The following is a 15226-nucleotide window of genomic DNA, read 5'->3' as shown; positions in this document are numbered from 1 at the left end:
TTAGCCGCGCAAGTTGTTGGCCAAGTTCATCATTTGATCGGACGATGATACTGCGCGGGAATTCAACTGAAACGCCCGCTGAACCATGATGAGCTCGGTCATTTCATCTGCAAGACTGACATTTGACTGTTCCAAAAAGCCTTGGCGCACCGTAATCGGGTCAACCGTGTTGTTCCCTGCCGTTACGGGCTCCAAGATGTCATCCCGCTGCTGTGCGGTAATATCGGAAGGCAATCCGAATACATTATCGCCGAGCTGCTGCAAAAGCTGAGGACGAACCACGCGCACCATTTTGATTTGCCCGACCGGAACTGCCTCCGCATTAGGATCCGCTTCATCATGGGCCAAAATCGTCCCATCCGCTTGAATTTGTATCTGGTGGTTGTTCGGCACGCGAATTGGATTGTTGTCGGCCCCCATCACGTAATGACCGTCCTTCGTAGTCAAAATCAAACCGTCAGGGTTTTGCGGATCTCCCGAAGGCGACAGCTCGAAGGAACCATCTCGCGTCCAACGAGTTTCTCTAACCGGATTGCCCGCTGCATCTACGGAAGCTGTGGATATTTCAAACAGTCCCGCCCCTTCAATCGCCACGTCAAGCGGGTTGTTCGTTGGCTTCAGCGAGCCTTGACTCATATTCAATTGGGATGCCGCAAGCTTGGCCCCCCATCCTTGGTTGTATCCAAGCGGCGTAAGCCGGCCTTCCTTTTGAAAACCGCGGGGCTGCTGCTTCACGTTGGTCAAAACGTCTTGAAACGAAGCTTCCCGGCGTTTATAGCCCGTATTGTTGACGTTGGCCATATTATTCGCAAGCATATCGAGCTTTTGCTGAAGCGCATGCATCGAAACGGATGAATTGATCATCGAATGATTCACGTGAACTCCTCCTGTAAGGGGTGTTTCTCAGCTGGACGAGCTATATATAATGGCGGATTAGACGCGGCCGATTTCGTTGGCTGCTTTCTCCATGCTTTTATCGTAATACTGAATCATCTTTTGATTAGCTTCATAAGCCCGTAAAGCCGACATCATATCGACCATGGACTGGCTGGAATCCACGTTGGAGCGCTCGACATAGCCTTGCCGCACTTCAACCTGGTCTTGAGCGTCAATCGGCCGGAACGCGCCTTGATCCTGGGCATTTAAGCGGTACAGCCCGTTGCCCTCGCGGACCAGTTGGTTCGGATCTTCCACCCGGGTAATAAGCAGCGTCAACGGTTGTCCGTTCGCCCCCAATATCGGCTGACCTTCTGCATTGGTGAACTGTCCCGTACGGGTCATACGGAAATTCGTGACCGGTGTACCCGCATCCATCAGCACGATAGGTTGTCCGTCGCGACCTAACACCGAATGTCCTTCGGAATCGATCAGCCGTCCGTTGGCATCCAACGAAAATTTGCCGTTCAGGGAATAGCGTTGTTCGCCCGCCGCGTTCAAGATCGTAAAGAAAGCTTGGGGCTGAATCACCCGTTGTCCGTTCTGATCCACGTACTTGCCTGAGCTGTCAAAGCGGGCACCCGGCACCTGAATATCTGAAATCAAAGCGAAGTCAAAAGGGTTCTTCGTTTCCTGAATATCGCCTTGCGCATGCAGAGAAACATTCTCCTCCGCCATAACCCCTGTATTAATCCGGCCGACAGGCACCGAACCCGGTTCGTCCTTGCCGCTGCGTACCCGGGAAATGAGAATTTCCGGGAACGACCGGTTAATTCCGTTGCCGCTTTTAAAGCCGGGGGTGTTGAGGTTGGCAATATTATTGGTAACGATATCGTGCTTGCGCTGCTGTGCGATCATGCCGGAAGCGGCGGTATACAGGCCTCTTAACATCGATGGTTACCCTCCTAAAATTTGCGCTTGGTTACTTTATCCAGGTTGTCCAACATAATGCCGGTTCCTTTTACAACGCAATGCATCGGATCTTCCGCAATCAGGATGGGCACCTTAAGCTCGTCCGCCAGCAATTGATCGATGCCGTGCAGCATCGCGCCGCCGCCGGTCAAAATAACGCCGCGGTCGATAATATCGGCCGAAAGCTCCGGAGGCGTACGTTCCAACACGCTCTTGGCAGCCGCCACAATAGACGATACCGGCTCCGACAGCGCTTCTTGAATTTCCTGCGAATTGATGGTCACCGTTAACGGCAGTCCGCTCACCATATCTCTGCCGCGGATATCCATCGTCTCGCGCTTGCCATCCGGATGCACCGTTCCGATGCGGACTTTAATATCCTCGCTTGTACGTTCGCCGATCAAGAGCTTGTACTTGCTTTTAATATATTTCATAATGGCAGAGTCGAACTTGTCCCCTGCGATTTTAATAGAAGAGGAGGTAACGATGTCGCCCATGGACAATACGGCCACATCCGTCGTACCTCCGCCGATATCTACGACCATGTTGCCGCTCGGTTGGAAAATATCCATTCCGGCGCCGATGGCCGCAGCCTTAGGCTCTTCTTCCAAAAACACTTCGCGTGCCCCGCTCCGTTCGGCCGCTTCCCGAATGGCTTTCTGCTCTACTGACGTGATGTTCGTCGGAGCGCAGATCAAAATACGGGGGTGACTGTACCAGTTCTTCCCGCCGACTTTATTGATAAAATACTTCAGCATCATTTCCGTTATTTCAAAGTCGGCAATAACTCCGTCTCTCAGCGGACGGATCGCCACAATATTTCCGGGCGTCCGGCCAACCATGCGGCGCGCTTCTTCGCCCACGGCCAGCACTCGCTTTATATCGCTTTCGATGGCGACGACGGACGGCTCATCCAGGACAACGCCCCGACCTTTCACATGAATCAGGACGTTCGCAGTCCCGAGATCTATGCCGATATCCTTGCTTAACATTCCTATTGATCCTCCCTAACCAACCGTCCATCCTTATTGTAAAAGAAGTGGCACTTCTATTATATACGTTACTTAGGTAAATTCGCCATGTATTTCAAAATTCCTCTTTTTTTTGAACGATTTTTCGACAAATATCGCTTCGTCTCCGGCCGGTTCGGGAGAAGGGGCGTACCGTCAGCGGCGCGGAGGCCCGTTTGTATCCAAGGGCTATAGGCCTACCTCCGCGTTGGGAAATACAGCTCACGGTACGGCTGGAAACGCGCCCTGTAACGGGGCCGGTTTTACTTAACGGTAACGAGCTTCTCTTGCGCCTTCGGGCTGCGGGTTTTCCGGTATTTAATCTTGGTGGCCTCTCCCCCGCGCAGGTGACGGATGGACTTATGATATTCCAAGATATGCTTCACCTGATTGGCAAGCTCCGGATTAATCTCCGGCAGACGTTCCGTCAAGTCCTTGTGCACCGTGCTTTTGGAAACGCCGAATTCCTTGGCTATGGTGCGAACCGTATGCTTGGTCTCCACCAGGCAGCGGCCTATCTTAATGGTTCGCTCTTTGATGTAATCGTGCACTCCCCTCGCCTCCCTACTCGAGTTAGTTTGGTACATTATATGAGGGGCGCACGCTTATATTCTTTGTTTCGGAAGGCTGACAAGCCCGCAGCGAACAATTATTTCAAGGACAAGCGTTTTTTCATAAGACACATCCGTTCCGCGAAAATAAAAAGGCAGAGGAAACGATCCCCTGCCTGTCGATCCGCCGATATTAATGTTCTCCGAGGTATTGCTCCGGATTAACTGCCGGGCCGCCTTGACCTTGACGCAATTCGAAGTGCAAATGGTTGCCTTGATCTTTTTCAAGCTCGTTGCGTCCCGCCTTGGCGATGATGTCGCCCTTCTTCACTTCGGCGTCTTTGGCGACCTTGACTTCGGCCAAGCTTTGATAGACCGAAACAAGCCCGTTGCTGTGCGTAATTTCCACCAAGTTGCCGACGACCGGATCTTTCTGTACCGCCGTGACCTTACCGCCCATGACGGCCAATACGTCAAACGCTTGATTGTCGTGTCTTGCGAAATCCATACCCATATGCGGGGTGAAGGTATCGCCGTACTCGACCATCGCGGCTTGCCGCACTTCGTTCGACGCTTTATTATCGAAGAAAGGAAGCACGACATCCAATTCGCTGCGTTCTTTGACCGGCCATTGCATCGTTTCCTGTTTCGCGTTGGTAGCTACCGCATCGGTACCCGAGACGTTTCCTGTGACCGTACCGGATTTCGTAGCATCAAGACTGACATTTTTGTCAGGCTTCGTGATGCTGGACCCTTGGTACCACCACATTAACGTTAAGATGATTGCCGCAGCTGCTATGTACGTTGCCGGAAATACCCACTTCTTGGCGAGCAATCTTTTCCAGGATGACGATGTGCCGCTTTGGGCTCCTTCGGTAGATTTAGGAGCTTCTTCTTGGACCAAATCTCTTTTTTGTTCACTCATTTGTATATCACCTCGCTAACCATTCTTGCCAGGTTCGCGAGATTTATACGCGGGAAAACCTATTTTATTAGAAAGTTTTTCCTTTCAATAGATTGGAAGCCCGATCGATGGCTATGCCGGTATAATAGTACTTCACAATGTCCTCCGCTTTGCGTCCTTCCATCGCCATCCCGTTGGCGCCCCATTGGCTCATCCCTACGCCATGCCCGTAGCCGAATGTCGTAAACCGCCATTCTCCGTCGCTCCATGTCCATTGAAACTGGCTGGAATTCAGTCCGAGCTTCTCTCGAACCTCTCTTCCGGTAAATAGCTTTCCGCCTATTGACAGCTTCTTGATCCGGTTTCCTTGACTCTTCTCTATCACCTTGATGCCTAGAGAGCTTCCGGCCGATACCGGCACGGCGCCGGGCAACCCCAGCTTGCGCTGCAGCTCTTTGGACGTAAAAGCTACCGTCTCTTTATAGCGCGGCGACAGCTTAGCATCCCAAGGGCTCGGTACGCTTCGCAAATACGGAACGTTGAAGTTCCAGTAGTCTTCCGAATTTTCCGTATACCCGTTGCTGGTAGAAAAAAAGCTCGCTTCGATCGGCTTCCCTTGATAGGTTAGGACGAGATCTCTTGTTTCCTCTACCGCCCGTTTTAGCTTGTCCATACGGGAGAGGAACGCATCGTCGCCCCAGCGCTGCTTTAGCTCCTCGTCGGTGACATAAACTTGGTGGCTGATCGTATCCGTCACAAGCGCACTGGCATCCGGGACATTGCTCTGGTCGCCGTCGAGCAGCCTTCGGACGATATAGGTGCGTGCAGCCATCGCTTGGGCTTTGAGCGCCTCCGACTCGAATTCGATGGGCATCTCCGCCGCGACGACTCCCCGCACATACTGCTCGAGGGCCATTTTCTCCGTTCTCTTCTCCTTTGCCCGGTAAACGGGAACAAGCAGTTCGTCCTGCTGCCGCGCTGCGGATGGCTGCTCTGCAGCAGGCGGCGCAGGCGCAGGCTCCTTTCCGGGCCCCGTACGTACGAGCAGTCCGGGTACCAGCACGACGACAGCTGTGAAGCTGGTCAGCCATACGGCCAGCCAGCGAATCCAAGATTGTTGCGTCCGGGTCAGCTTGTACTTCATCAACGGGTTCCTCCATCTTTTGTCGGCTCTCCATAATCAGGCGCTGCGGCTGCAGGTAACACCATCTTATGAACCGAAAAGATAGAATAGAACCTCAAAAGAAAGAGAACCGACCCTTTCCGAATGAAAGAGTCGGTTCCCGTTCCAAGAGAATAGAAGCCATATGTGTTAAGCGAGGCTTGGCTGCACGGCGAACAGCGGGAGCGTTTGTTCCTCTTCTTCCGTATCGACGATCTCGACAGGAATCCGGCGAATGTCCGCCCCCAGCGTGCTGAGCTTCTCAGCAATATCCACATAGCCCCGGTCAATATGATGAATGCCGATAATCTCCGTATCGCCGTCGGCCGCAAGCGCAGCCAAAACAAGCGCCGCTCCGGCTCGCAGGTCGGTTGCACACACCTTGGCCCCTTGGAGCTTGCTTCCGCCGCTGACAACCGCTGTACGGCCCTCCACCTTAATCTGCGCATTCATGTTCAGCATTTGCTCCACATGCATAAAACGATTCTCGAACACCGTCTCGGTAACCAGGCTGGTCCCGTCTGCCATGAGCAGCAGGGCCATCATCTGCGACTGCATGTCGGTAGGGAAGCCGGGATAAGGCAGCGTTTTAAGATCTACCGCACGCAGAGGACGATCCGTATACACCCGGAGGCCGTTCTCATCTTCTTGAATTTGCACGCCCATCTCCTGCATCTTGGAAATGACTGGACGCAAATGGTCGCCAATTGCTCCTTCGATGTACAAATCGCTGTTCGTGATGGCGGCGGCAATCATATATGTACCTGCTTCAATGCGGTCGGGAATGACCGTATGTACTGCACCGGTAAGCTTCGATACGCCGTCGATGCGGATGATGCCCGTACCCGCTCCGCGGATTTTGGCGCCCATCGCGTTAAGATAGTTCGCCAGATCGACGATCTCCGGCTCCTTGGCGGCGTTCTCAATTAAGGTCGTGCCTTCGGCAAGCGCCGCGGCCATCATAATGTTCTCCGTCGCTCCTACACTGGCGACATCGAGGTACACCTTGGCACCCTTTAATCGTCCGCTCACCCTCGCTTCAATATACCCTTGGCCGAGCTCAATCTCTGCGCCCATCGCCTCGAAGCCTTTCAGATGCTGGTCGATCGGACGCGTACCGATTGCGCATCCTCCAGGCAGCGATATGCGCGCTTGGCCGACACGGGCTAACAGCGGGCCCATGACCAGAAACGACGCCCGCATTTTTCTTACCAGATCATAGGAGGCCTCGCACGTATCGATTTTGGATGCATCGATGCGGACCGTTTCATGTTTATATTCAATCTTGATTCCCAGACTTTCAAGCACCTTGTTAATGACAAGGACGTCATCCAGAGGAGGCGCGTCGTGAATGACGCTGACTCCATCCGTTCCTAAGATCGAGGCTGCGATGATCGGCAGGACAGCGTTTTTCGCGCCGTTTATTTTTACCCTGCCGGATAGCTTTTTGCCGCCGCGGACGATTATTTTGCTCATCATGATCCCCCTCCGCGTAATTTCTGCTTGCGGTTGCATAGTCTTTAGCCGGTCACGATACCATTCGTGGCCCGAGCGGATTTTTTAACGGTTGTACTAACCATTGTTGACAACATTCTCCTCGGTTATTCGAAAAAATGTTTTTTCAGAACATTCCGGAGAACCAAGTCGACCACTCCAAATAGTCGATCACGAAGCGGGCGGTTTGATACCCTAGCGCGATCGAGAGCAGGATTTGCAGCATTTTGGCCTGGGCGCTTTTGGGGCGTCGCAGCATCATCTCCAGCTTCAGCTCCTGCAGAGCCCACCAAGAGACGCCGATGAAGACCAGGACAACCACAATGTTGATCATCCCCTTGAGTCCCATCGACGCGCTCATTTGATCCAAATAATCCATGGAAAAAGCATTCCCCGCTTTCACCGAAGTATCCCGGTCCGGCAACAGCCGTATTGACCGCTTCCGGGCCCGTTTATTTCAGAATCCCCATCAGCAGCTGGACGAACTCGGCCCGGGTTGCCTGCTGCTCGGGCCGGAACGAGCCATCTGCATAGCCTCCGACCAGTCCTTCGGCTTTCATCTGCTTGAGCAAGCCGGTGCCCCAATACTCTTCATCCACGTCGGTGAACGGAAGGGCGCCTCTTCGTTTACCCGTCATGTTCATGCTGCGTGCCAGCATCGCCGTCATCTCCATGCGAGTGACCGGCTGATCCGGTGCAAACGTCTGGTCCGGGTAACCTTCGATAATACCCGCCTGCGTCGCCCGGGCCACATGATCGTAGGCCCAATGCGTCTCCGGCAAATCCGAGTAGCTGACCGCTTTTTGCTTTGACAGCCGGAACGCCCGCGAGATAACCGCCGTCGCTTCGGCACGGGTAATCGGCCGGTCGGGCTGGAACGTGTAATTGTCATATCCGTTAATGACCTGTTTGCCGGTCAAATTCAAGATCGCATTTTGCGCCCAATGCCCTCGAATATCGGTATAGCCGCCGATCAGCGGCTTGGCGTTCACGAGTAGCTGATACATACGGTTATCGAACGGCCGGTTGGAAGTCAGCTTCAGATAGTACGTCCCCGGCTTGAAGCGGCCGGACAACTCCTGCGAATCGGCCGAGCCGTTGTTCATCGAGGTCGCCATCGAATTCATCGACCCATCGTATAAATGCATATACATGCTTACGCCGGAAGGGATGTCGCTAAGTCCGACCCGAACGAAGCTTTCCTCTTCCACCTTGAATTGGAACCAATCCACGTCGTCCGACTTATCGAGCAGGCCGTTATAAGGAGTATCCATCGAGATGGCAGTCGCCTGATAAGAGCGATTATTCGGTTCGTTCGGATCGATCAGCTTCGCGTCGTACTCGATCGCGAGCGTGTATTCGCCAACAACCGGGTTCGTATAATCCTTCACGTTAGTAACCCGAATGTAATAGGTTCCCGGGAATACTTCGGGCAAGGAGTATGACTCCGTTGCGCCGTCATCCTCTTCGTCGATCGTCACCGACTTCTCTCCTTGCTTTTGAACGAGAAGCACCGGGTCGATTCGCGCCGTATCGGTCGTCACATGAATGCGCAACGAACCGGTTTGGGTAACCGGGAATTCGTACCAGTCCACATCATTGTATTGGTGGAACGTCCCCTTGACCTTCACGCTCCGGGAAGGCAGCACGTACGCTTTGAACTGGCGATCGTTGTCTTCGTACGGATCGCGGTAAATGTCAAAGGAAGTCGTCAGTCCGTAAGGCGTCTCCACTTTGCGGTTGCGGTCGCTAAGCTGGAGTTGAAAATAACTGCGCCCCTTCGATACTTTGAACGGAACCGTCTGGCCTCCTTGCACGGTTTTGGTTGTCAACACGCCGGAAGCGTCCGTATGCTGTACATTTACCGACAAGCTGCTATCGAGCTCCAGCGTAACATTTACGGTTCCGTCGTAGGAGGCATCCGTGGCATACCAGTCGTTGTCCGTGCCGTCCGAGAAGGATGCGGTAATTTTTTTGCTGGCGGAGATTACTTTGGCCTGATCCTTACGGTTGTTCGGTTCGTACATGTCGGCCAAATAAGGCTCATTGAGCAATCGGTCTACCCGAAGCAAGCCGTAGCCGGTGCGTGGATTCCAACCTTTTCCGGTTAAGTCCTCCGCAGTTTGGCGAATCCATTGACGAATCTGATACGCTTTCATCTCCGGATTCCGTCCCCACAGCAGTGCGGCGGCAGCAGCGACTTGCGGTGCAGCCATCGACGTGCCGTCCTTCGCTTCGTACGAGCCGCCTATCGCCGTCGTGAACACATCCCAAGGCGCGACCACGTCGACCTCCGGACCCGTGTTGGACAATTCGTTCACCGTACCGTTGGCATTCACTCCGCCAACCGCGAGGACGGTAGGGTACGCCGCCGGATATTTGACGCGGTTGCCTTCGTTGCCCGTAGCGGCTACCAGCAGCACATCTCTTTCCTCCGCGTACCGTACGATATCATTCATGTAGGCGGAGTATTTATTAAGGCCGAGCGAGAGAACAACAATCTTGGCGCCATGATCGATAGCATAGCGAATCCCTTCACCGAGCTTCTGCTCGCCGCCGGACCCGTCCGCTTCAAGCGCTTTAATCGGCATGATCCGGGCGTTCCACAGCATGCCGGCAACGCCCCGGTCGTTATTTCCCACAGCGCCTATGACACCCGCTACGTTGGTGCCATGGCCGTTGTCGTCCGCCGGCGGCTGTTTCGAATGAATCAGGTTGACGCCCGGCACCAAATTAGGCTTCAAATCGGGATGCGCCAAATCCACTCCTGTATCGACGACCGCGATGATCATGCCGCTGTTGCTCTGCGTCACATTCCAGGCTTCGTTCATATGAATTTGCTTAAGGTAAGTCTGCTTGGCATAGAACGGATCGTCCGCCTCCAAAGCATAGACCGTACCGGTGCTAGTGAGGAAAATCGTGAGGCCTAAGAATGATGAGTATATTGTATGTTTAAGATGTATGCCGTTCATCGCATTCAGAATCCTTTATCATGATTTTCTTCAGCCTAACCCCATTATCTCATTCTAAGCTTTAAGCCGAATCCCTGCAACTGGAATTGAAAGCCTGAGAGCAAATTTTCACCATTCAGACATATACGTCGAAAAACCCCGCCTTTCCGGTCAAGGAAAAGCGGGGTTTCGCATGGACGAGCGGAACAATACGTCCACCCGGACTAGCTAAATATGAACAAATCCTGCGTAAGCGAGAAGATGCGCTCCAAGTAGCCGAGCAACCAGTGCGGGAACAAGCCGAGCACTACGCTCGCGGCTGCGCATAGCCACATCGTTACGCTAAGCGGAACGCTCGTGGGGATCGGCTGCGCTACGTCTTCGCTGCGCATGAACATTTGGCGGATCATGCCGAAGTAGAAGTAGTACGAAACGACGCTCGTTCCGATCATAATCGCCGCAAGCCAGTAATGCTGCGTCTGCAGCGTGCCGAGCAAAATGTACAGCTTCCCGAAGAAACCGCCGGAAACCGGCAGCCCGGCCAGAGACAGCACCAGCAGCACAGCTGCGACAGCCGTTCCCGGCGCCCGGTAATACAGGCCGGCCAAGCCCTTGATCTCATCGTCGCCCGTCGAGCGTTCGACGATCATCAGCACCGCCAAAATCCCGATGTTCATGAACAGGTAGGCGATGAGGTAAAAAGCGAACTCAGCGAAATTCGAATAATGCATCATCGAGAACTGAATCGCGATCGGCACCATCAAATAGCCGGAGTTGGCAATCCCAGAGTAGGCCAGCAGCCGCTTCATGTTCGTTTGCCGCAGAGCAATGAAGTTACCGACAATCATCGCAGCAGCCGCCACGACCATCAAGGATAGCAAGACGTCCTTATGGAACGGAAGATTCATCAGATCCCCGATCGCATAGACGTTGTACATGAACCGGAACAGAATCGCAAATGCCGCCGCCTTCGACACGACCGCCAGAAAAGCGGTAACCGGCGTCGGAGCTCCTTGGTATACGTCCGGAGCCCACATATGGAACGGCGCCACCGCGACTTTGAAGCCAAAGCCCGCAAGCAGCAGGAAAAAGCTTAAATAAACGAGCGGAAGCATTCCATGGGACGCTTGCCCCAGTCCCGCATTAATTTCCTTAATCACCGTCGAGCCCGTCATACCGTACAAGAAGGACATTCCGTACAGAATGACAGCTGACGATACACCGCCGAGCACAAGGTATTTGAAAGCTGCCTCGTTCGAGCGCTTGTCTTTTTTGCGCATGGCTACCAAAATATACGAGGTGATACTGAGCAGCTCCAATCCGACGAAGATGGTGATCAGATCGCCGGACGAAGCCATAATCATACCGCCGAGCGTCGCTGGCAGAAGCAAATAATAAAATTCGCCGATATGCGGAATTTCATCTTCTTTTACCGAGCCGATGCTCATTAGCGTAATCAGCCCGGCTCCCGCCAGCAGCACCAGCTTCAGGATGGCCGCAAAATCGTCGGCCCGGTAGCTGAAGTTAAGCAACTGCTTCGGTTCTGCAGGGTTGAGCTGCCCGACCGCAAATAAAGCGGCGATTATAATGCCCGCCAGCGACAGCCAGCCCAGCCAGGTCCGGTTTATCTGACGCGGCAGCAGCAGATCAAGCAGCGACAACACCACAGCGGCGACGACAAGCGTCAGCTCCGGAGCCAGCAGAGCCAGATCACTTAGCTCAAGACGTATCGGTTCCACCGGTCTAACCCCCTATCTTCGCAGAAACGCTGTGAATGAATTGATCGAAGCTGCTGACGGTTTGATGCAGCGGATTGCTCAGCACGCCCGGGTAAATCCCGAGTACCACGATGAAAGCGACAAGCGCAATCATTGGAATCGCTTCGATCAGCCGTGCGTCCCGCATTTCCGGCAGCGTCGTCTTCTGCGGTCCGTATGTGATTCCGAGCACCCCGCGAAGCACGTAGACCGCAGCCAGAATAATCCCAAGCGCCCCGACGGCCGTAATGATCTTATACTTCTCGAACAAGCCCAGGAAGGCTAGAAACTCGCCGATGAAGCCGGACAACCCGGGCAGACCGAGCGAGGCCATCCCGGCTACAAGCAGAATCCCGGAAATGAACGGTACCGATTTGGCCAGGCCGCCAAGCTGATCGAGCTCCGTCGTCTGTGTGCGCTCATAAATGCTTCCGACAAGCAGGAACAGCAGCGCCGAGATGAGACCGTGAGAGACGAGCTGGAATACGGCTCCTTCCAGACCTGCCGGGTTAAACGCGGCAATGCCGACCAGTACGATGCCCATGTGGCTAATACTGGAGTAAGCCAGCACCAGCTTGAACTCCTTTTGCACGAAGGCCAGAATTGCACCGTATACGATGTTGATCACACCGAGAATCGCCAGTACGGCAGCCCACTGCACCGCCTGCTGCGGGAACAGCAGAATCCCGAAGCGGATCAAGCCGTAAGCGCCCATTTTCAGCAAAATGCCGGAGTGAATCATAACGATCGACGGCGGCGCTTCCGTATGTACTTTCAGCATCCACGTATGGAACGGGAAAATCGGCAGCTTGATGCCGAAGGCTACGAGCATCATTAGGAACAGCACCCATTTCAGCGTTTCGCTCAAATAGAACGGGTTGCCCTCCAGATCGCCTTGATTCACATACGAATCCGCGCTCTGGAACAGATGCTCCATAATGACGTTGATATCGCCGGAATAATGGATCGAAATGCCGTTATCCCCCATCGTTTGGCCGAAACCCGCCGTACTGACGAGGATGAGAAAAGCAATCAGCATAATCGCTGAACCAATTCCGTTATAGATTAAGAACTTGTTCGCCGCACGTTCCCGGTCCATGTATCCCCAAATGCCGATCAGGAAGAACATCGGGATCAGCGTCAGCTCGAAGAAGACGAAGAACAAGAACAGATCCTGTGCCATAAAGACGCCGAACATGCCGGTTTCGAGGAGCAGGAACCAAATAAAATACGATTTCCAGCGTTTCTTGATGTACACCGACGCCAGTGCAGCCATCGTTGCGACAATCGCGGTCAATAAGACGAGCGGCAGCGAAAGGCCGTCAACAGCCATCGTATACTTGAACTCGAAGAAATAAGCCGTCAATTGACTGAGTCCCTGCGTCTCTTTGTTCAACGGAACGAGGATCCACGGTACCTCTTCTCTGAACTGCATGCCTTCGAGATTATGGTTGAACTGCCCGTAAAGCCAAGCGGACAGCACCAACGGAATGAGCGTCGCGACAATCGCCGTCGCTTTGATCCACTGGCCCTGCGTCTTAGGCGTAAACATCAGGATCAGCACACCGATGAGCGGTGAAAAAGCGATGAGCGATAAAATAGGAATACTATCCGGCATCGATGAACCTCCTTCCCGCAATGGCCAGCATCAAAATCAACAGCCCGAGCAGCGTGATCAGTCCGTACGATTGTACCTGTCCGTTCTGCATCCGGGACCCGAGACGTCCGAGGCCGGTTACGGTATAGGCGGCCAAACGAACGACGCCGTCGACCACATAGACGTCGAACAGGTGCAGCAAAGACCCGATTCCCTGAAGCGGACGCACGATGATCGCCTGATACAGCTCATCGATGTAATATTTGCGGTTAAGCAGCCGGTACAGCCAAGGCACACCAGCCGTGAAGGCATCCGCCGAAATCACGCGTTTGAGATAGACGAGATACCCCAGCCCGATCCCAAGCAAACCGACGACATTGGACATCACCATGACGAACCAGGAAGCATGCTCTTCTTCCGCATGTCCGGTCAGCCACGAGCCCAGCCACGGATTGAACGGCGTGAAGACGAAGCCGGCTACGACGGCAAGAACCGCCAGCACGATAAGCGGGAAGGTCATAGAGCCTGGAGATTCGTGAACCGGACCGTGATTTTCCTTTTGCCGGGACTTGCCCATGAATACCAGAAAGAACAGGCGCGACATATAAAATGCCGTAAAAAACGCTGCGATCAGTCCGACCCAGAACAATCCGGTATGTCCGGTGTTATACGCTTCAGCAAGAATCGCATCCTTGGACCAGAAGCCGGACAGCGGCACGATCCCGCTGAGCGCAAGCGCGCCGATGGCGAACGTCCACGCCGTAATTTTCATTTTGCTGCCAACGCCGCCCATTTCGTGAATGTTCTGCGTGTGCACCGCATGAATGACGCTGCCTGCGCCGAGGAAAAGCAGTGCCTTGAAGAACGCATGTGTGAACAAGTGGAAAATGCCGGCCGTATACGCCACGGTCGTGCCGATGCCCAGTGCCATCATCATGTAGCCGAGCTGGCTGACCGTAGAATAGGCCAAGATCCGCTTAATATCGTTCTGCGCCGTACCGATTGTGGCGGCGAAAATCGCCGTAAACGCCCCGACCGTAGCGACCACGGTCAAAGCCACGGGCGATGCGGTGAAAATATCAAATGTCCGCGCTACGAGATACACGCCGGCAGCAACCATCGTCGCGGCATGGATCAGCGCACTGATCGGCGTCGGGCCTTCCATCGCGTCCGGAAGCCACGTGTGCAGCGGGAATTGGCCGGATTTGCCGATGGCGCCGACGAAGATCAGAATGGCGATCCAAGTCGCCATATCGCCGGAAATTTTTCCGCCGGACAGCGCATTATGAATCGAGCTAAAGTCGAGTGCATGGCTCGGCATAACCCAGAACAGCAGCAGAATGCCGAGAAACAACCCGACGTCGCCGATCCGGGTGACGATGAACGCCTTCTTGGCAGCCGCCCGAGCCTCCGGCTTGAAATACCAGAAGCCTACGAGCAGGAACGAGCAGACGCCGACCAGCTCCCAGAATATGTAGAACTGCACCAGGTTCTCCGAGATAACAAGTCCGAGCATGGAGAACGTAAACAGAGCGATATAAGCGAAAAACACGTTAATTCGCTCGTCCCCGTGCATATAGCCTTTGGAATAAATATTGACCAGCAAGCTGACAAAAGTCACGATGACCAGCATGAGCGCATTCAAATTCGTAACCTCGAAGCCCATGTTCAACGTAATGTTGCCAAGATGGAGCCATTGCAATTTGTTCCACGTGAAATCTTCGACGTTCCCGCCGATCCGTTCCCAGAAAATAAGGACGGACAGGGCGAACGAAGCGAACACGGCCACTATGCTGATATAAGCGCCCGTCTCCCGCAGACTGCGCCCCACCGCCGTTAAAATGAGAAACGACAGCAAAGGGAACAACGGGATGAGCCAAGCGTATTGCGAATAAGCCGATACCATGGGCTTAAGTCCTCCTCCAAGAGATTGCCGCAAGCTTGCCTAAGAA

Annotated in this window: 12 protein-coding genes; all 12 read right to left on the bottom strand. The window is 53.9% G+C overall.

What is annotated here, in order from left to right; translation table 11 throughout:
• A complete protein-coding gene (locus QMG93_RS23510) occupies positions 1-876 on the bottom strand; it encodes a flagellar hook-basal body protein (RefSeq protein WP_281940818.1) in 876 nt (291 codons plus the stop codon).
• 57 nt (positions 877-933) lie between these two features.
• Positions 934-1827 carry a flagellar hook-basal body protein gene (locus QMG93_RS23505; RefSeq protein ID WP_281940816.1) on the bottom strand — a complete coding sequence of 298 codons (894 nt, stop codon included), beginning with the start codon at positions 1825-1827 and terminating at the stop codon, positions 934-936.
• Between the two features lie 14 nt (positions 1828-1841).
• Positions 1842-2840 (bottom strand): rod shape-determining protein, encoded by a 999-nt coding sequence (locus QMG93_RS23500; RefSeq protein WP_127462355.1) that lies wholly within the window; start codon positions 2838-2840, stop codon positions 1842-1844.
• 281 nt (positions 2841-3121) lie between these two features.
• Positions 3122-3409, bottom strand: coding sequence for a sporulation transcriptional regulator SpoIIID (spoIIID, locus tag QMG93_RS23495; RefSeq protein ID WP_036682840.1), 288 nt, complete (start codon positions 3407-3409; stop codon positions 3122-3124).
• Positions 3410-3602: 193 nt separating this feature from the next.
• On the bottom strand, positions 3603-4334 hold the full coding sequence (locus QMG93_RS23490; RefSeq protein ID WP_281940810.1) for a M23 family metallopeptidase: 732 nt from the start codon (positions 4332-4334) through the stop codon (positions 3603-3605).
• 67 nt (positions 4335-4401) lie between these two features.
• On the bottom strand, positions 4402-5457 hold the full coding sequence (spoIID, locus tag QMG93_RS23485) for a stage II sporulation protein D (protein WP_281940808.1): 1056 nt from the start codon (positions 5455-5457) through the stop codon (positions 4402-4404).
• Between the two features lie 168 nt (positions 5458-5625).
• A complete protein-coding gene (murA, locus tag QMG93_RS23480) occupies positions 5626-6951 on the bottom strand; it encodes a UDP-N-acetylglucosamine 1-carboxyvinyltransferase (RefSeq protein WP_281940885.1) in 1326 nt (441 codons plus the stop codon).
• A 145-nt stretch (positions 6952-7096) separates the two neighbouring features.
• Entirely contained in the window at positions 7097-7348 is a 252-nt protein-coding gene (locus QMG93_RS23475; protein ID WP_036683147.1) for a DUF1146 family protein, read from the bottom strand.
• Positions 7349-7421: 73 nt separating this feature from the next.
• Positions 7422-9941 carry a S8 family serine peptidase gene (locus QMG93_RS23470; RefSeq protein WP_281940804.1) on the bottom strand — a complete coding sequence of 840 codons (2520 nt, stop codon included), beginning with the start codon at positions 9939-9941 and terminating at the stop codon, positions 7422-7424.
• A 203-nt stretch (positions 9942-10144) separates the two neighbouring features.
• The gene (locus QMG93_RS23465; RefSeq protein WP_281940802.1) at positions 10145-11659 is read right to left on the bottom strand and encodes an NADH-quinone oxidoreductase subunit N; all 1515 of its coding nucleotides are present in this window, start codon (positions 11657-11659) and stop codon (positions 10145-10147) included.
• Positions 11660-11663: 4 nt separating this feature from the next.
• Positions 11664-13295, bottom strand: a complete 1632-nt coding sequence (locus QMG93_RS23460) for a complex I subunit 4 family protein (protein ID WP_281940800.1) — start codon at positions 13293-13295, stop codon at positions 11664-11666.
• On the bottom strand, positions 13285-15180 hold the full coding sequence (gene nuoL / locus QMG93_RS23455) for an NADH-quinone oxidoreductase subunit L (protein WP_281940798.1): 1896 nt from the start codon (positions 15178-15180) through the stop codon (positions 13285-13287). Before nuoL ends, QMG93_RS23460 begins: the two co-directional genes overlap by 11 nt.
• Between the last annotated feature and the right edge of the window lie 46 nt (positions 15181-15226).

The organism is Paenibacillus tyrphae (assembly GCF_027925525.1).
Classification (GTDB): Bacteria; Bacillota; Bacilli; order Paenibacillales; family NBRC-103111; genus Paenibacillus_G; species Paenibacillus_G tyrfis_B.
The sequence above is the reverse complement of the archived record's forward strand: the minus strand, read 5'-3'. Positions and strand labels throughout refer to the sequence as shown.